The sequence below is a fragment of the Streptomyces sp. NPDC087420 genome (assembly GCF_044744165.1).
Taxonomy (GTDB): Bacteria; Actinomycetota; Actinomycetes; order Streptomycetales; family Streptomycetaceae; genus Streptomyces.
Genome location: NZ_JBIUXU010000006.1, coordinates 395068 through 415592 on the forward strand (window position 1 = coordinate 395068; position 20525 = coordinate 415592).

Here is a 20525-nt window from a genome sequence, read left to right on the forward strand (position 1 = left end):
ACCGGCTTGAGTCAGTCGATGGATGACCGGGTGGCCCAGGCGATGGCCCACCTGAAGGCGACGGAAGAGGCGGCGGCGAAGGCGCGGGGCGAGCTGGACGCGGCGTCGGCGACCGCGCGTTCCGCGGACAGGTCGGTGCGGGTGGCCGTCGGCTCGAAGGGGGAGCTGACCAGTGTGGAGTTCCTCGACGGCAAGTACCGCTCCATGGCCGCCTCGCAGCTCTCCGCCTCGGTGCTGGAGGCCGCGAACACGGCGCGCGCCGAGATGGCGCGCCGGGTCGTCGACCTGCTGGACCCCCTCACCCGGATGACCGCGCGGGGCCCCGCGCCGGAACGGGCGGGCGTCGACTGGGGCTCGCTCTTCGGATCGCTGCTCGAAGAAACCTCCGTAGACCGGGGGCCGACGGCGATGAGCCGGCTGCGTGACGAGATCCATGAGGACGAACCGGCCCCGGCCGCCCCGCCGCCCGGCGGTCGTGGCGCGGGGAACGAGCGGCAGGGGGGCGTCTAGCGATGTCGGGTTCGTATTCGGGCAACTACGAGGGCATCCGGGGCCTTTCGAGGCATATCGCGGACGCCTCCAGGACGGGCGAGGAGCTCGGGCCGAGGTTCGACGCCGCCAGCGGCGCGTACGAGAACTGCTGGGGCGAGGAGGGCGGCGACGACGAATTCGCCAACCAGGTCGGCCCTCAGGCCCGGAAGGAGCGGGAGATGGTCCTCGAGACGCTCCTCAGCATCACGAGCGGCTACCGGGCCCTGGTGGACGCGGTCGACGCGGAGGCGGAGAACGTACGAAGGCCGCAGACGCTCGCCATGGACGACATCCAGACGTACGGCGCCGAGAGCGAGACCAGGCGGTAGGCGCGGACGAGGCGTAGCCAGCGCCCGAACCCCCCATCCCTGACAGGGAACTTGGGGGGTTCTCCCCTTCCTTCTTCTGTTTGTCATCTGATGGCCACCCGGCCGCGCCCCGCGCTTGTCATCTGGCCGGGGTGGACTGGCCGCAGAGATGGACATCAACTTCCCTCCCGCTCTGCGGGAGTTCCTCCAGGTCTGGGTCGGTGCGAGCGTCGCGAGCGGCAACGCGCGTGAGGGGTTCGACAGCAGCGGGCCCTATTACCGGTTGTCGGACGACATCGGGACGATGTCCGACGCGATGAAGTCGGCGATCCTGACGTCGGGGGACTCACTTCCGCCCGCGGTGGCCACGGAGTTCGTCGCCGCGCTGAAGCTGTTCGTGGACGACGGCGGGCGGAACCATCTCGCGGACTTCGCCAAGGAGGTCCGGACGATCGGTGACCGGCAGGTGGACCGGTCGATCAAGCTCAGTGAAGCGAAGTACCAGATTCTTCTCGAGTTCATCCTGATGAATCTCGAACTCGCCCTGATCGCGGCGCTCGCCGTGTTCACCGGCGGTACGTCGCTGGCCGAGATCGCGGCGGTGAGGTCACGTACCGCGCTGTCGATCCTGCTGATCCTCCAGCGGTTGGGGCACGCGGTGCCGACTCCGCTGTCGGCGTTGCTCGAAGCGATCCAGGAAGCGTTCGTCACGTTCGCGTCCCAGGTGATCTCGATGGTCACGCCGGACGATCCGAGGCGTCGGCGTCCGGACTTCGACTGGGGCGACATCGGGCAGTCGGCGGTCGCGGGCGCGCTGGCGGGCGCCTTCAGCGGGATCTTCTCCAGTGTGACGGCGCCGTTCTTCCGCGACCTCTTCAAGAAGAACTCGCCGTGGAAGGACCTGTTCGAGCTTCCGGCCGCCTTTGTCAACGAAGGACAGGCCGAGACCTTCGCGGAGGCCTTCACCAAGCTCATCTACCAGGGCACGTTCACCATCAACCCCGGCACGTTCGTGAACGCCGGAACGAGTGGGCTTCTCACCGAGGCCGCTTCCACCGTCGTCGAGTACGGGGGGAAGTGGCTGAACCACAAGTTCTTCCAGGATCTCGACTTCGGCCAGGGCGTCAACGACCTGCGGCCGGGCGGCCGTGGGGGGAGTGGGGCCGGCGATGACACACCGCCTCCCTGGAGGACCGCCGACACCGGTCCTGACGGGAGTGTCGATCTGTACGACCCCCCGGCCGACTACGGCCTCGACCCCGTGCCGCGCCCCTCCACGGCTTCCGCCGACGACGCCTACGTACCGCCGTACGACCCCGGCCGTGGCCCCGACCTCGATTCCGACCCCGAAGACTACGCGTCGTCGGTCGGCGACTTCAGTGATGTCTCGTCAGTTTTCAGTGACGGCGGCGACTTTGACGATGTCTCGTCCGTCTCGGACTACGGCCTCGACGAGTACGAGCAGCAGGGGCCGCCGATCGGCGCGGGCACGGGCCACGTGGCGAAGCCGCCGTACCCGTACAGCACCCCCGTGCGTCCGGACCACGAGATCGCCGACCCGGAACCCGTCACCGGGGAGAGCGCGCTGCCCTTACCGGTGGACCTGAACGCCGATTCCGTCTTCTCCACGCTCAACCCGCAGGGGAGCGGGACGCCCGGGGACCTGGGCATCGGCGCGCTGCCCACCCTCCCGCCCCCGGCGGGTGCTTCCGCTCCCCTGCCCGCGTTCACTCCGGCGGGCCGGCAGGCCGTTCCCGACGACCAGGACGCCGAGAGGTTCATCGCCGACGAGGAAGGGGGCACCGGCGGCACCACACCGGCGGCTCCCCTCGCGCCCGCCGCCCACGCCGATGTCCCCGCCACCGACGGGCCGCCCGACACCGCCGAGGTGTCGCCGTTGCCCGCGCAGCACGACGCCTCCGACTCCCGTACCCCTCCGTCCCCGGAGGAATCGGCGCAGCGTTCGACGCCGCCGCGGACCGGTGCGGATGCCCCGCCGCCGTTCCGGGCCGTTCCGACCGAGTCCCAGGACACCTACGAGCCGACGGCCGATACGGACCGGGATACCGACGTGGATGCCGGTGCCGATGCCGATGCAGACTCCCACGCCGACGGCAAGGGCAAGGGCAGGGCACCGCTCCTGAGCGACCTGCCCGGAAGCCTGCCCGGAAGCCTGCCCGAGAGCTTTCCCGAGAGCCTGGACGAAGACGCCATCGCCGACGCACGGGACGAGCACGACGACGCCCTGCGCACCTTCGCCGACGCGAACCGTGAAGCCGAGAGCATCAGACAGCTCCCGCCGGACGCGGCGACCGGTTCCGACACCACCGCGCTCCAGACGGCCACGGAGCGGGAGCAGCACGCGCGCGGCCGCCTGGAGGACGCCGAGGCACGGCTGATCCAGCTGGGCGCCGACCCCTACGACCCCGGCCCGAGGCGCGGCTTCGGCAGCGCGGACCAGGTGCCCGTCGTCCGGCGCGACGAGGCGGCGCGCCACTGGATCGCCCAGCACGTGACGGCCGAGGACCTGCCCGAGACCCCGCCCGCTCTCGACAACGCCGACACCGTCACCACGGCCGAGCTGGACGCCGCGGGCATCACACCGGATCAACTTCCCCTGAACGCTGGCCGATTGGCCCCTGTCGACCAGGTGCGCCTGCTGATGGTGCGTTCCGGTTCCTGGCCCACCGCCCTCGACACCATCGCGGCCACGGCGTCGCGGCGGATCTGGCGCACGGCCTCCGCGGAGTTCGAGGGCACGGATCCGGCCGACGGCACGGAGTCGGAGGCGGAATCGGAGGCGGAATCGGAGTCAGGGAGGGACACGGCCGCCGCCCGCGCCTGGGACACGGCCGTCGGCCTCGTGCTGCCCCTGGAGCTGCACCCCGTGCTCGCGGACTCCCGCTACGCCGGGGACGAGTACCGCGACGCGGTACGGCAGGTCGCCGCTCACCTGGCGACGGAGGGCGCGGACCACCGTACGGCCGTGCACGTCGCCGGACGCCTCCGGCACGGCCTAGGACTGCGCCCCCGAGGACCGGGCGGTGCCCCGGCCCACACCCTCGGCCGGCCCGAGGGCGGCTCACCGGCGTCCGACGCGCGCACCCCGGGGGAGCCCGTACCGGTCACCTCGTCCCAGGACGTCCCGGCCACCTCGTCCCAGGAAACCCCGGCCCCCGCCGCCCCGCGCGTGGCCCCGGAGGACGTCGTGTCCCTCAGCGGGCCCGCCGGTCCCGTACCCGCGACCCCCGAGGACCGCATCCTGGAGGACGTCTTCGGGCCCGGCCTCTCCCGCCCGGACTACGAGGATTCGCACGCCGGTCTCGTACTGCTGGACGCCCTGCGACTGGACGATCCGGACCTGAGCGACGGCCCGTTGGACCTCGACGCCGTCGTCCGGCGGGTGCTCCTGCTGGACGACGGGAGCCCGGTGTCCCGCGCGCAGCGGCGCGAGGTGATCGAGCGGGCCGGGGCGGAGGCGGACTCCGGGCGGGCCGCCGGCCTGGCGGCCCTGGCCGCGTCCCGCCTCAAGGACCGGGGGGTGTTCTCCGCCGCCCGCCGGGTGACCTCGGCCGGCGGCGGCGGAGCCGCGGACGGCACCGTCAGGCCCGACACCGTCACCTTCGCGCCGTCACCGACGCCGATCACCGGCACCAGTACCGCTACCGGCACCAGTACCGCTACCGGCACCAGTACCGCTACCGACACCGGCACCGCTACCGACACCGGCACCGCTACCGACACCGGCACCGCTACCGACACCGGCACCGGCACCGGCACCGAGGAGGTCCACCACCCCCTGCTGGTCGGCGTGTTCGGCTCCGCCATCGGGTCGAGCCGCCTCTACCCCGCCCTCCGCGCCGCCCTCGACCACCTCGACCACCTGCGCCGGGCCGATCCCGCCCTGCGGGACGGCCCCCTCGATCTGGACGCCCTGGCCCGCCGCGTGCTCCTCCTGGACCCCGCGACCCCCGTGACCGGCGCCCACCACGGCGAGCTGTTCCGGGTGGCGATGGACGAGGCGGTCGAGTCGGCGGGCAGCCTGGCCGCCCTCGCCGCGTTCCACCTCCAGCTCAGGGGCGTCCTGTCCCCGACCCGCGCGGTGTCCGACCCCGGTGGCTTCCAGGGCCGCAACTGGACGGGCGTCGCGGTGCCCGACCTGGACCTGGCGACCGCCGAAAGGCTCACGCGTCACCCCGACGGCAGTCCGGCGTACGAGGCCGATTCCGCGCTCTGGCACCGGCCGGGCGGCCCGGAGCCGTACGTGGTCGTGGCGCAGGGCGCGCACGACCACGTCATGGTGCGCGGCTTCGACGGCGCGCCCCGGCGGGTGCCGATCGATGTGTTCGCCGAGTTGCTCGCCATCGACCCCGCGCTGGCCGGGCTCCCGCCGGACGTCCCCGTGCTGCTCCTCGTCTCCGGGGCGGGCGCCAGGGGGCGGGACCTGCCGTACCGGACGGCGGACCGGCTCGGCCGGGGCGTCTGGTCGGCCACCGGTACCGTCCATCTGTCCCCGCAGCCGGATCCGGCCCTGCCCCACACCGTCTCCCTGCTGGGCGGCCCGCACACGGTGACGGGCGACTGGCTCTACGCGGAGCCGCGTCGGGCGCCCGGCCCCGACCCGTACGAGAGCACCCCGGAGTGGGAACGCGAGGTCCTGACCCAGACCGTCGTCACGGAGGGCAGGCCCGTCGGCCGCGTCGTGTTCGACGACACGGAGGCGCCCCTGGTGGTGGAGCGTCTCCGGCACGCCGCCAGTGCGACGGAACTGTGGCACAAGGAGCCGGCCACCGGAGTCCTGATCAAGGACGACAAGCCGGTGCCGTTCGCGGGGAAGCCGGTGTACACCTTCGCCGCGCATGCCTGGCCGGACGAGACGCACCTGCCGTTGGAAGGCGCTTCCGTCAAGAGGGCCCGGCGCGGGGAACTCGGCGGTTTCCTCAAGCGGCGCCGGAGCCTGGCGGAACTCCCCAAGAACCACGCGGTGCTGCTGGAGGCATGCTGGCTCGGCGCGGCGGAGGGAGTGACCCGCACGCGCGGGGACGTTCGTGCCCCGTTCGTGCCGGATCCGCTGGCGGTCGTCAGCGACGCCCAGCGCGTGGCCAACGACACCGGCCGGGTGGTGTACGCGGGCAGCCGGGCCGTCGGGCTCCGGTGGACGCCGGAAAAGGGCTACGTCCACGTCATGTACGCCGACGCGCGAGGGCGGCGCGGCACGTGGGTGGAGCACCGTCCTGAGCCCACCGGGGACGCCCTCGACGACCGCGCCCGGGCGGCCGGTCTGCACCACGGCCCCGGGCCCGCCCCGGACGCGGTCCGGGACCGGACGCTGCGGCTGGTCCGTGCCCTGCGCCTGACGTTCGGGCCGGCCGTCGAGGACGAGAGCGGGTACGGGGATCTGCTCGGCGGCATCGGGGCGCTGGAGGCCCTGCGCGCCGCCGATCCGGTGCTCGGCGGCTTCGGGCCGTTCTCGCTCGACCTGTTCGAGCGGGCCGCCCGCGCGACCCGGGCGCGGCGGTCCGGCGCGGCGGACGGTGACCTGGGCCCGGACGACTACCGCCACCTGCTGGCCGAGGCCGCCGGGGCCGCGCACAGGCAACCCGGTCTCGCCCTCGGTGACTTCGCCGACCTGCCGCACGTCACCGGCACGGCCCGGCGGTTGAACGGCCTCGCGGACCTGGACGCCGAGGCAGTGAGGATCCTGGGCCTGGCCGGCGGCCCGGCGGCCGTCGGGGAGCCGGAGCGGGCACGGCTGTTCTGGGCGACGGTGAAGGCCCTGGAATGGGAGAGCCGGACCCCCGACCCGGACGCGCTCACCGCCAAGGTCCTCCATCTGGACCGGCCGGACCCCGCCCGGCGCGACGAGTTGTTCCTGCTGGTCGCCCGGGCGGCGGCCGCGGGACGTGATCCGTACAAGCCGACGGAGCTGGCCGCGTTCCATCTCGAAGTGCTCGGAGCCCTCGGCCCGGAGACCCGGCTGGTCGATCCCAAGGGCGTGCCGACCGGCCGGAACTGGGCCAAGCCGGCGCCGAACGCCAACGGGGTGACACACGCCAAGGTGGCGGCGGACCGTGCCGTCGTCGCCACCCCGACCCAGGACGGTGGCTACCGTCCCGTCAGCACGGAGGCCTCGCCCTGGACCGCCCCCGGCCGGCCCGCGCCGTACCTGGTGTGGGCGGGCGGCGCGGAGGGCGGCCTGACCCTCACCCTGCCCGGCGGGTTCAACCGCCCGGTGCCGTACGACGAGATCGCCGAACTGCTGTCGCGAGACCCGGACCTGTCCGGCCGCCCCCTGGACGTGGACGTGGTGCTGACCGCCTCGAAGGTCGCCCCCGTGGCTCCCGTGGTCCCCGTCGCCCCCGTCGCCCCCGTGGTCCCCGCGACCTCGGCGGGACCGGCACAGGGACCGGCGGCCACCGCCGCCCCGCACCCCGACCCGCGCGCCGTGGTCAGCGCGGCGACCGGCCGGGGGGTGTGGGCCTCACGGGGCGGCGCGAGCCTGGTGGAGGCCCAGCCGAATCTGTACGTACCCTCCATGCTCCCCCTCGTGCCGGGAAGTCCGGCGGCCGCCGACTGGGCGGCCGTCCGGCCGCGCGACCTGCTCCCGGAGGACGCCGCCGCGCCTCCCGGCGACGGCGACGACGCCGGGATCGTCTTCGCGGGTCCGGATCCCGACCCGGCCCCGGACCCCGCCACGGACCTGATCCGGATCGAGGCCCACAACTCCGATCCCGCCCCCGACCCCGACGACCCCACACGCCCGCCCGTGGTCGACCGCACCCTCCCCCCGCCCTCGGGGAGCCCCACCGCCCCCGTCACTTTCGCCGACGGCAGGCGGATGCCCGCCTACGTCGACCACCTCGGGTCGCTGCTGCCGGGCGGCCTCACCAAGAACGAGGTGGACGAACTCCTCGCCAACCCCGGCACCTTCGGGCAGAGCACCGTCGTCCTGCGCGGCATCGACGAGATCGTGCGGACGATCGAGGAAGAACTGAGGAGCCGGCCGGACGACCGGCTGCCCGACGGCGACACCCAACTGCTCTCCGACATCAGGCAGACGCTCCGCGAGAAGCCGAAGACGCTGGGAACGGAGGCCGGGCGCCCCTTCCCGTACGTCAACGCGAAGGGAAAGATCCGGGTCTTCCATCTCAAGGCGCGCCACTACGCCCACTGGATGCCTTTCGAGGACGGCTTCGGGCACGCCTCGAAGATCGACAGCATGCACCGCGGTGCCGCGACCTTCGGCCTGACCAAGAACATGCAGGCCAACTACAACTACGGCCTCGGCGCTCCGCTCGGCCCCGCGAGCACCGCCGCGTTCAGCGGCTTCGGCCGCCTCGCCTTCCGGTTCGGGTTTGTCAACAAGGTCGGATACACGCTGACGAACGCGCGGATGAACCAGATGGAGACCCGTACGCTCGACGACTCCCGGTCGTACCTGGACGACGCCTACTTCGAGGCACGCGTCACCGGCGCCGTGCTCGACCCCGGCGCCGGCCGGGCCACACCGGAACGCTTCGGCTTCGCCGTCCGCAACGGGCTGCTGGTGCGCCTGCCCGACAGCGTGCTCAAGAGCTCCAAGCCCGGCCGGATCCCGGCGTCGATCAGCCTGGACCGCAACTCCCAGTACCGCCTGGTCCGGATCGAGGGGTTCGGCCCCGTGGCGGCGATCCGCGACTGGGCGGCCGGGCGCGTCGGAGCGCTGCCGGGCAGCACCGCCTACGCCGAGCTGGACACGTTCTTCTCCGGGGACAGCTTCCAGCGGCACGGCGGCATGATGGCGCGCGGCCGGGTCACCACCCCGCCCCTCTTCGCCGACGACGACCGGAAGTCACCCCTCGGTGTCTTCGTGGTGGAGGAGCTGATCCCCCGCGCCGCCGTGCTCGTCGGGGAGACCGACAAGGCCGAGATGCGGGACATCAACACGTCGACGGTCCGCAGCGAGCGGAGCCGGGCGCAGGGCAGGAACCTGCTGCTCCAGGCCGCCGCCGGACCCGCGTTCAACTTCCGCGACATGGTCCCGGTGCCGTTCGACCTGCGGCTCCTGTTCGGGCCGAGCGCCCAGTACGGGCACTCGCGGACCTACACGGCCGGACTGGGCGGCGCCGGGACCCTCAAGTCGGCCGGACAGGTCAAGGGCCCCAGGACCGCCCTCTACCTGGTCGTGAAGTCGGTCCGCGTACGGCGGGCGGGGGACACCGGCCCGCCGGCGCGGTTCCTCACCTGGAGCCTGGACCGGATGACCAGCGCCGAGGCGCGCCGGCTGGCCGGCTGGGACGACGGGACGGGGCTGGTCCTGCGCCACGGTTCCACGCCGTTCGTCCCGGCGTACCTGTCCGAGGACAAGCCGCGCACTCTGGGCATGCACCGGGTGAAGGAGTTCACCTTCGACGACGGCCTGCGCACCCGGGTCGACGCGGACGACGTGGGCCGTACGCTGCTCGACGCCTTCGCCGACAGCGTCGTGAACGCCGTCGCGGCCCGGCGCCGGGGACTGGTGGCGCCGCTCGACCACCTCCTGCCGCCCGGCCTGCCGAAGAGCTGGCGCGCCCGCTTCGACGACCTGCTGAGGCGCCACCCCGACGAGGTGCTGGACGCGGCCAGGACCCTGCCCGTACCGCCCCAGTGGTCCAGCCGCGCGAAGTACCACACGGCGCTCCAGAACACCCTCCAGATCCTCGGTGTGATCTCCGCGCAGAACGTCACCGCCAACCTGGAGGCCCTGAGCACCATCGGCCTGCGCATCAGGCTCACCGACCCGGACACGATCGGGCAGACCTACTACGAGCTGTGGGTGCACGGGACGCTGACCGGGCGGCGGTACGAGGGCAAGGACATCAACGAGGGGATGCGTTTCAGCGCCCAGGGCATCGACCGGCTGGACGGCCAGACGAGCGCGAAACACGGCACGGAACTGGGCTTCGAAGGCACGTTCTCGGGCCGTGACCACAGTGTCGACAGCGCGGACCTGCCCAAGAACACGCTCGGGGTCACCCTGGGCATGCGCAAGGGGTGGCAGGGGGACGCGGAGACCGCCTTCGGCTCGACCGTCACCAACGAGCCGATGTCGGTGAGCAACGAACCCACCCACCTGTACCGCTACGACCTCGCGCTCACCGCCGCGATGGGCGGCTACTGGCGGCCCCGTGGCATGATCCGCGGTCTGGGCCTGGGCCTGCCGGGACTGCTCGTCCTGGACGAGCCGCGCAACGTGCTCTTCGGCCGGACCCCGGTGGGGGACCGGTTCCAGCTGCACGGTGGCGGCGCGGTGACCGGGCAGGTGTTGATCAGCGTCCCCGTCCAGCACACCCCTGCCGCCGACCCGCACGCGGACGGCGCGCTCAACCTCTACAAGGCCGTCGAGCCCGCCCCCGTACCCCTGACGACGGAACGGGCGCTCGCTCTGGCCAAGGGCGACCTCATGCCGCCCGGGGACGGCGGGGGGCCGCACACCGCGCGGGGATCGGACTGGTTCCACGCGTTCCAGCAGCACCCGTTCGTGATCGTGAGTGTGGTGCTGTCACCCCTCCTGACCTCGGAGGTGAACCGGGTCCTGGAGGCGGCGTCGGGAGGCGCCTGGCAGCTGGTGAAGGAGGGCGCCCCGACCCGGGAGGCGATCGTCCGCACCTTCACACCCCAGTACATGGCGGCGGGCTTCGACCAGAGCTCCGGGCCCCTGGGGATGCCGGGCACCGGCCTGCTGGGCAAGGGCCCCTTCGGCGAACTGTGGGGGACGTTCCGTTACGCCACCTCGGTGGGCGACATGACCGCCCTGACCCCGTCGATGGCCATGGACACCGAGATGATCCTCGGCGGCACCCGGCAGGCGGCCGGCAAGATCAGCAAGAGCACGAGCCTGGTCTTCGGCGGCCAGGTGATCTTCTCCCACGGCCAGGCTCCCGGGCACGGTCTCATGAGCGCGTACGGAGTGGTCGCCAACCCCCTCTCGCGGTCGGCCGCGCAGAGCCTCAACGTCGTACGGACCGTCGTCGCGGACATGAACCGCAAGGGCTTCACCCACCAGGTGCTGGTCGCCGGGGACGTCCACCACCTGTTCGCGCTGACGGCCGGCCGGGTCGGAATGGGCTCGGTCGGGAGAGCGGCGGCGGGCAGTTCCCTGGTGCCGCGGCGCCTCGCGGGAGCGGCGGGTACGGCGCTGACGACCCCGGGCGGCCTGCTGGGGCACCTGCCGGAGAAGAGCGCGCACCGGCTGGGGCTGCTCGACGACGGACTGGGCGACGTCCCCCGGTACACGGACCAACTCTGGTCCGCGCAGCCCTGGTTGGGCGGCGCCGGATTCGGTACGTACGCGGTGAACACGCTCGACCCGACCGCGGTGCTGCGCGCGTTCGAGCGGCGGATCGCGCGACTGGGCCTGGACGACGCGAGCCGGGAGAGGATCCGGCAGCTGGTGACGGCCCGTGCCACCCGGGCCCTGAAGGGCGAGATGACGTCCACGGGCCCCTCCACCCTGGTCACCGTCGGAGGCTGGGGCTGGGGCAGGGTGCGCATCGGCGACCGGTGGGTCAGGGCGCGGGTCGAACTGATCCCGGGGACACCCGTGTTCGAGGGGCTCGACCACAGCGCGGAGCTGGAGGAGAACCGGCGGGCCATCGAGACCGTACAGAAGAACTCGGAGATCTCGTCCGGGCCGGACCTCGGGATCCTGACCAGCCAGATGCTGCACACCGGCGACACCCACGTCCCGGGCGCCGGCGTCACGTACACCGAAAGCGGCTCCCACCGGAAGACCGTGGCGTCGGGTCACTCGACCACCACCGTCACGATCTACCGGGCGGCGTCCACCGAACCGCACGCGGAGATCGTCACCCCGTACCGGATGCGGATCACCCTGGAGGCGGACGACACCCCCAACACGGGGGCCCCGGCGCTCCGTTCGCCGGATCCGGGGTCGGCGTCGGAATCCGGGGACGGGCAGGACAAGGCGGTCACGGCCTTCGACCGTTTCCGGGGCAGGGACCGGATCGTCGAGGAGGACGGCATCGGCGGCCTGCGTGAGCACGTACCGCTGAGCCTGATGGAGCCCTCGCCGACCGGCAGCGGTCCGTCGCGCGCCGACAGGCGCCTGCCCGCACCCGACCCGAGGGCCGTTCTCGCCCGGGGCAGGGCGCCCCGGCCGGTGCCCGTTCCTGCGGTGCCAACGGAACTGACGGTCCGTTACGGAGACGGCGTCGAGCGGTCGTTCACCTTCCCCGAGAACGGCTTCCACGCACGGGGCATCATCGGTCTGGAGAACATCCACGTCGCGAACGACCTCCTTCTCACCCGCGCCTACGACGCCGGCTTCTCCCTCCGTGACCTGGAGACCGACGACGGTCCCTCCGCCGCCGCCCTGACCGAACTCCTCCGTACGACCAGGCGGACCGGCCTGACCCGGGTCGGCACCGGCTCCGCCCAGGCGCTGGAGGACGGCACCAGCACCATGGCGGTCACCTCGTTCTACCCGCGCACCCTGGAGCCCGAGGCCTACCAACTGGCCGGGCTGAGCGAGAAGTCGTTCCTGGGGACCGACACCGGACAGCTCTCCCTCCGCTCGACACCCGACTTCTCCCGCGCGCTGCTGCTGACGGTCGCCGACGGCAAGAAGCTGGAGGTGCTCAGGCGGTACGGGGAGATCGCGGGCACCTCCTCCGCCGACGAGCACACCCAGTCCGGGAATCTCGGCGGCGCGTTCCTCTACGACTCTCCGAACGGCGTGGGCCTCAACCAGGTGGGGCTGACCCTCCCCGGCCCCAACGACGTGGACGGTACGGGGATGCCGGTCGGCGACGACCACCTGACCTCGCGCAACCTCAAGCCGAAGACCGGACGCTCGTTCCTGTTCGCCGTGCCCGGCTCCTGGCTGAGCGTCGGTGACGTACACCGCAACATCGTGGACTCCCGGGCCGCGAACCGGATTCGGGGCGGCACCTTCAGCCAGGCACGGTCGGGTCCCCAGGCGATGACGTCCGAGGCGTACGTCATCGCCTGGATACGGGAAGACGTCGCCCGCGAACTGATGCTGATCACCGACACGAACTTCCCCGAGCGGGTCGGCACGGCGTGGGACGCGGTCGGCAGCGCGAGTAAGGGGTGGGTCGACGGGGACAAGGCGTACTGGAAGAAGCGGCGGGGCGCCGCCGGTCTGCGCGAGGCCCTCGACACCGCGCGGGACGCCCTGGGCGAAGCCGGTGAGGCCGCCCGTCTCGCGGGCCTTCCGCTCGGCCCCGCCCGCACGGCCCTCGACGCGGCGGACACCGCGCTGCGACAGGCCCAGGACGAGGCCACCCGGGACGACGGCATCGCGCGGGACGGGGTCGAGGCGGCCCGGGCCGAGGTGGACGCCCACGCCCGGTACCAGGCGGAGGCCGAACCGGAACACGACGGCTGGGCACGGCTCCTCCGGGACGAACACGACGCCTCCCGGGCCCGGTTGGCGGCGGCCGTGACGGCCGCCGCCGCACTGCGCACGGCGGCCGGTCTGCGGCTCGCAGCCGCTCGTACGGGACGGACGCAGGCCGCCGACCGGCTCGCCGCGCTCCAACGGCCCGCCGACGAGGCCGCCTTGCGGCTCACGGCCGCCACCGCCCGCCGGGACACCGCGCGGGACGATTTCGAGGCGGCGGCCACCGAGCTGCGCGGGCTCAGGGAGGCGGCGGACCGGGCGGCGGCGGAGTACCACCGGGTACGGGCAGGGGCCGACCAGCTCACCCGCTGGCACCGGCTGGCGGCCACCGAGGAGGGCGTACGGCAGCTCGACGGCCTGGAGGAGCCGCCGCCGGTGACGTACCAGGCCCCGCCCAAACCGGCCCCGCCCGCGCCTCCGGACCCTCCTCGCTACACGAGGACCGGCACCGGCCCCGACACCGTGCTCACCTCGCCCGAGCAGGAGACGTACACGCTCCACGACGTGCCGAGGGACGGCGAGTCTTTCCTCCGCGCGCTCGCCGAGGGCCTCGACCGGGCCGACCCGGCGCTGCTGGCGGCCGTCGGCATCGACCTCACCGACCCCCGGGCGATGCCCCTGCTGCGGCGGCGGTTGGCCGCCCGGCTGACCGATCCGGCGGACGCGGATCTGCTGGCCTTTGTCGCGCCCGACGACACCGACGTCTTCAGCGACGGTGAGATCGACGACGCGGGGCTCGACCTCGGAGCGGACACCCCGGCCCGCCGTGAGTTCGACGCCCTGGGCGGGCTCATGCCGTACGCCGCAGACCTGAGCCCGGAGGTCCGGGCGGGTCTGGCGGAAGCGCAGCTCCTGCGGCGGGGCGACGCCGACGCCGAGACCGGCTGGAACCACTCCGCCGGGGACCTGCTGCCGCTGCTCGCCGCGCGGACGTTCGGGGTACGGATCACCGTGGTCGGGGGCGACGGCAGCTTCCAGCACTTCACGCCCGGGGGCCGGGCGGGCGGAGGCAACCTCCAGGGCTTGGTGGAGGACGCCGACAGTGATCTCCCGCATGTGGTGCTGAGCCTTGACGACCGCCACTATCAACTGGCCGTGCCGCCGGTGGAGTCGACGCGGTCGGGCACAACGACGCCACCGGTGCCGCCGCCGGCCACTGATCCGGGGTCGTCGGCCGCTGACCCCGCGTTGCCGACCACCGACCCCGGCCTGTCGGTCGACACCACCGTGACGCCCCCTCCCGGCACGCCGCCTCCGGCCACACCACCCCCCGTACCGCCGCCCGCCGTGCCCCTGCCTCCCGTGCCGCCGGTCATCGAGACCACCGCGGGTGTTGTCACCCCGCCCCCGACCACACCCCCGGCTCCCGGCACGGACCCGCTCCCCACCGACCGCAGCGCCTCCGCCCGGGGCCGCGCCGTACGGGTCCCCCGCAACGGTGAGTGCCTGCTCTACTCCTTCATGGCCAGCGATCCCGAGCGCCTGCGCGAGCGCCTCGGCCTCGCCTCCGTCGACCGGGCCGCGCACGACTGGCTCGGGGATCCGGGTACGGTCCACCGGGACCTGAGGAGCCACGCCACCACCTGGCGCCCCCGCGGCCCATGGAACGCCGTCATCAAGGCCGTGCGGGGCCTCGTGGCGGAGTACGTGGGCCGCAGCGACGGTGTCCTCGATGCGCAAATCACGGGCCAGTTCCGCAGGACGGTGACGGACGCGTTCGCCCACCGTGCCGAGCGAATGGACCGGGCCGAGCTGCTCGGCCACCTCGCCCACCACGGTGTCGATCGCGTCTCCCTGCCGGAGGCGTTCGATCCAGGCGAGCTGCTCCGCCTCTACGTCGACGCCCGCCTGGCGTCGGAACCCGCCCGGGAGGGCCTGTCCGCGGACGACGCCCGAGCCGTGGAGGAGGCACGGGCCGGCGGCCTGGCGCCGGGCCGGATGTTCGCCCATGTGGAGGAGCAGGGCCGGCTTCCGCGTCTGGACGCCCTGACGGACGAACAACTGCGGCGCCTGCTGCGCGCGGTGTATCCACAGAGCCACGCGCCGCTGGAAAGCGAGGAGTTGGCCAGGCTCCTGGACGCGGTGGAGAACTGGGAGAGCCGCTGGGAGACGGAGGCGGGAGAGATCTTCCTGCCGCTCCTGGCCCACGCGTTCGACGTACGGGTCGACGTGGTACGGCCGGTGGGGGCGGGGTACCGGCGGCTCGGCGGTGTCGCGGGGCCCGACGGCGCCGTACGGCACATCGAGGTCTACTACAACGGCTTCAACCACTACGAGGGCAGCGACGCGGCACCGGAGGTGCTGCGCGAGGTGCCCGGCTCCGGCGACCGGTCTGCCGAGGCGGAGGACGACACACCGGAGGACGACACACCGGCGGACGTACCCCCGCTGGACCCGCGGGAGCCGGTCACCACCGACGAACTCGCCCGGGCCGGGATCGAGTTGACCGGCGCGAGGCAGATCCACGCCGCCCTGCTCGGTGGTGCCACACCGCTGTCGGTGGCGGACGCCGACCTCAGCCGCGCCGAGCAGCAGCTGCTGATCCGGCAGCGGGCGGCGGACCGGGACCACCGGGCCGACGTCACCCGGGCCGCCTCGTCGGGGCCGGGGACCGTACCCGCGTTCTCCCAGCCGGCCGCGCCGGGAGACGGGGCCCGCTCCGACGCCGAGGAAAACGCCGAGGAAAACGCCGAGGACGACTCCGACGCCGCATACGTGGACGCCGGTTCGGAATCGGACGACGAGGTCATGATCGACCTCGGCCACGACGCTGATGGCTGGTCCGATTCGGACCGGTATCCCACTCCCGCGAACGCCCCGTTGCCGTCCCCTTCGACGGTGATTCGTTTTGACGAGGAAGCCAAGTCGCCGGACGAGGCGGCGGAGCGGCAGATCGCGGAACTGGCCCGCCAGGTCGCCTGGGCCGGGCACCTCAGTGCCCAGGCGCTGATACCGACCCCCGACATGGCCGTCACCGTGCGCATCACCGGGTACGGCAACGGCCGGCTGGGGTTGAGGCGGGCGGCGAGTGCCCGCCGTACCGGACAGACACGTGCGGAGGCGGTGGAGGCGGTCTTCGACGAGCATCTGCGCAAAGCCCTGAAGCGTTTGCGGCAGGAGCACTTGATCGGTGGCTTCGGCATCGTCGTGGACAGCCGTGGCCGGGACAGCGGCACCCACGGGCGGCCGGGGCGGCAGAAGGTGACGGTCGAGGTCGGACTGCCGCCCCGCGCCGCCGCCCTCAGGCAACTGGCCACGCTGGTGGACTTCTTCGAGCCGGACGTGCTGGCCGCCCGGATCCTGCATCTGGACGAGGACGCCGTCATCGACGACACCACGCTCACCGAGCTCTACGAGCTGACGGCGGACGCGATGAAGGCCGGGCACGCGACGAGTGTGGAGGCGCTGGCCGCGTACCACCTCAGCAGGAGCGGCGTGCTGGGCGCGGCGAGCCGCATCGTCGGGCCCGACGGCCGGGTGGGAGGCCGCAACCTGACGCGCGACCCGATCACGAACGTGGTGACGGACACCTACGTCGAGACCCGGCCCGGGCAGGTCGTCGGAGCGCCGAAGCCGTCGCCGTGGCTCCGGCCGGGCGAGCAGGGACAGCCGGAACCGTACGCCGTCGTGGCCGACGGAGGCCATGACCACGTCATGGTGCCGTTGAACGGTGTCCCCCTCAGGATTTCCTGGCAGGAGTTCGCCGAACTTCTCGCCATGGATCCCGAGTTGGCCGCTCTCGGCGACGAGGTGCCGGTGCTGCTGCTCGTGCCGGACGCCGGTGGCCAGGGCCTGGACCTGCCCGGCCTGAGCGCGTTCAAGACCGGCAAAAAGGTCTGGACCCACACCGGCCGGGCCACTCACCTGGTCGCCGACGACCCTGCCGACCACGAGGTCAGGATCGAAGTCCCGGACCTTCGCCCGCGAAGAGCGCTCGGTGACTGGGCCCTCAGCCTGCCGGAGGACCGGGACCCGGCCGGCCTCGGAGGGGTCGACGGGTCCGAGGGGGAAGGCGCGCGGGAGGAGCCGCACGACGAGCTGTACGTGGAGGACGTCGGGCTCGTCGCGGACCGCCGGGTCAAGACCGTCACCCTCCTCCACCATCACCGGCCGATCGGACGTGTCTCCATGAGGGACCGTGACCTGGCCACCAGGGACGAACTGCACCGCCGGCTGCCGGAGATGCCGACCAGCGGGCACCTCGACCCGGTCACCGGCCACTGGTTCGGCGACGCGGACCCCGTGGGGTGGGCCGGCCGGCCGGTGTACTACTTCCACGCGCACGGCAAACCGCTGCGGGCGGAGCTGGAGCACGTCGACGGCCGTGTCCTGCCCGTACGGGGTGGCCAGTTGGGCGGCTTCATCAAGCGGCGTCCGAGTTTCCGGAAGCTCCGCGGCGAGGCGCTGAAGGCCGGCCGCAAGCCCGCGATCGTCCTTCCGTCGTGCTGGGCCGACACACTCGCGGACAGTGATGTCGACCTGGACGAAGGCACCGCCTCACCGTTCGTCTTCGATCCGCTCCCCATGCTGTCCATGGCGCAGGCGGCTTCCAACGGAAGCGGGCAGCCGGTCTTCGCGCCCAACCGGCTGCACTATCTGGGCAAGGCCATGGACGGGACGTACCAGCACGGGACCGCGGCCACCGTGCGAGGGGTGAAGGGCTCCTGGCGCGAACTGTGGCCGGACCCGGAGGACGCGGAACTGGACCGGTTGGCGGGATGGGCCGGACTGTCCGCGGGCGGGGGCGTCTCCCGGGGGAAGACACGACGGGAGACCCTGCGGCTGGTCCGGGCACTACGCTGGACGCTCGGTGTGTGGATCGAGGCGGACAAGGAAGACCCCTCGGGCGAGTACCAGCGGCTGCTGCGCGGGATCGGGGCGCTGGAGCGGATGCGACGGGCGGATCCCGAACTGGCCGCGCTCGGCGGCTCGTTCAGCCTGGACCTGCTGGACCGTGTCACCCGCGCGCACCTGGAGCGTGAAGGGCGGCCCAAACCCCCGCGGGCCGACGTCGAGCCGGCCGACATCAAGGCGATGCTGTACGCGGCGGAGGCCGCCGGGTCCACCCGGGCCGACGGAACGCCGTCGCCGCTGCGCTCGTTTGTCCCGCTGCCCTCGGTGGAGCGGGCGGTGGCCCTGCTCAAGGACGAGAACCTCGACGACCTGGCCACGCGGGCGCGGGGCGAGGTCTTCTGGGGACTGGGGGCCACGGACCGGGTGAAGCTGTTCTGGGGGACGGTCAAGGCGCGCGAGGCGCTCGGGGAGCGGACCCCTGGGGAACTGCGGGCCCTGGAGGAGAAGGTCCTGCATCTGGGCCCGGTGAACCCCGGGGGCGGTCCGAGGCCGGCGGTGGACCTGACCCGGGGGTCGGACCTGCTCCGGCTGGCGGCCGGCGCCGCGGTCATCGGGCTCGATCCGCGCGATCCGGCGGAGCTCGCCGCGTATCACCTCATGCGGCAGGGCGCGTTGAGCGACAGCACGCTCATCGTGTCGGCGAAGCGCGGAGCCGTGCCGGGGCGCAACTGGAGGGGGCGGCCGGTCCGTGGGGAGATCGTCACGGACACCTACCTGGTGTCGCCCGACGGCTCGGTCGCCAACGGGGTCTCCCATCCCTCCCCGTGGAAGCCCGCGCCGGGTTCGGGACAGCCCGCCGCCCCCTACTTCGTGGTCGCCGACGGTTCCGACGGGAAACTCGACCTGCACCTGCCGTCGGGCACCGTCCCCGGGGTGCCGGACGACGAGATCGCCGCTCTGCTCAGGTACGACCAGCGGCTGGGCGCGATGCCCCTTGCCACCTCCGTCGTCCTGATCGGGTCCGACGGAGGTGAGCCGCCGGTGGAGGTGGCCATGGGTATCACCGGCCGGTCGAGTACCGCGAGGAAGACGCTGGTTGCCCGCGAGGGGACGCAGCTGGTCTTCGATCCCGCTCTGCGCGAGGCGGTTGTTGTCCTGAGGGGGACACCGATACCGCAACGGCCGGACTGGTTCACTTTCCGGCCCGGGCCGCTGCGGGATCCTTCCCCGGCGTCTCCCCCCACGCAGGTTCCCGCCCGGGCGCCCGTCCCCGGACCCGCGCCGGTGCTGCTGGCCCTGCCCTCCGCCGACGCGGGTGCGTTCACGCGCCTGCTTGTCGCCGCGCTGGAACGGGACGTCCCCGAACTGCTGGGCGCGGGCCCCGGACCGGCCACCCCCGAGGCGCTGACAGCGTGGCTGGACAGCCGGCTGGCGGGGGACGTCCCGGACGCGGAGGACCGGATCGCCGGTACGGAGCCGCTGCTGTCACCGTACGAGATGGTCGCAATCGGTCAATTGGCGGCCCTCCGCATTCCGTTGGCCCTCGACAAGTACGCGGAGGCGTCCCTTCAGGGTGACCGACTCTCCGTCCGCGCGGCCGGTCTGACACGGATTCAGCAGTTCCGGCTGCTCCTCGCCCGGCTCGACGCCGACGCGGCGGGCGCCGCCTTCATCGAGGCGCTGGCGGCCCTCACGGCGTACGAACTGGGCATCCGGCTCGCGCTGTTGGACGCGGCCGGGGGCCGCCTCCTTCTCGGGCCGCCCGATGGGCCCGTCGTGTCACTGGACACCACTCGACACCCCGGAAACAGCCGGACTGATGTGAGGGACTCGCATGGCAGAGATTGACGACGGGTTCGACCCGGAGATACCCGAGCCGCCGGTGGAGATCATCGAGGCCGCCCGGCACCTGCCCGACCAGTGGCTCAGCCTCCCCGATCCGGCGTGGTCGGGCGCCGACGAGGACGGGGACGGGGACGAGGACACGGACCAGGGTCGGGACGCGGACGCGCCGCCGGACTGGGCGATCCCCGGCCGCTGGCGGGCCGGCCCCACCGGCGCGATCGTGGCGTGGGAGGACAACGAGGAGTACCGCCCCTCCCCGGAGGCCCTCGGCTGGCCCGCACCCACCGATCCGGTCGAGTCCGCCATCCAGCTCGCCGTGACGGGGTACGGGCCCACCGAGGATGTCGTGCGGACGCTGGCCGCCGCCAAGGTCGCCGTCCTCACGGCCGCCGACGGCGGTGCGCTGGCCGTGCGGTCGGCGGAAGGCGAACCGGTGATCCCGGTCTTCACCTCGCCCGCGTACCACGACGCCTTCGGGGCCTTCGCGGCCCGGATCGTCCCGGTGGCCGAACTGGTCGAGCGGCTTCCCGAGGGGTACGCGCTCTACGTCAATCCCTCAGGACCGGCGGGCATGATCATGGAGACCGCGGAGCTGATCCAGGAGATCGGGTCTCGTGATAGCCTCTAACTATATCTTGAGA

The 20525-nt window shown here is 73.0% G+C and carries 4 protein-coding genes; all 4 read left to right on the plus strand.

The features are described 5' to 3' along the window. Positions 1–6: 6 nt before the first annotated feature. The 4 genes from ACIO1C_RS14980 (at position 7) to ACIO1C_RS14995 (ending at position 20512) form a co-directional block, all read left to right on the plus strand. Positions 7–510, plus strand: a complete 504-nt coding sequence (locus tag ACIO1C_RS14980; RefSeq protein WP_401862956.1) for a YbaB/EbfC family nucleoid-associated protein — start codon at positions 7–9, stop codon at positions 508–510. 2 nt (positions 511–512) lie between these two features. Next, positions 513–860: a hypothetical protein gene (locus ACIO1C_RS14985; protein WP_401862958.1), complete on the plus strand. Its 348-nt coding sequence runs from the start codon at positions 513–515 to the stop codon at positions 858–860. A gap of 148 nt (positions 861–1008) precedes the next feature. Further along, positions 1009–19887 carry a lonely Cys domain-containing protein gene (locus ACIO1C_RS14990; RefSeq protein ID WP_401862960.1) on the plus strand — a complete coding sequence of 6293 codons (18879 nt, stop codon included), beginning with the start codon at positions 1009–1011 and terminating at the stop codon, positions 19885–19887. Beyond that, positions 19874–20512, plus strand: coding sequence for a type VII secretion system-associated protein (locus tag ACIO1C_RS14995; protein WP_401862962.1), 639 nt, complete (start codon positions 19874–19876; stop codon positions 20510–20512). The genes ACIO1C_RS14990 and ACIO1C_RS14995 overlap by 14 nt, the downstream gene beginning before the upstream one ends. Positions 20513–20525: the final 13 nt, after the last annotated feature.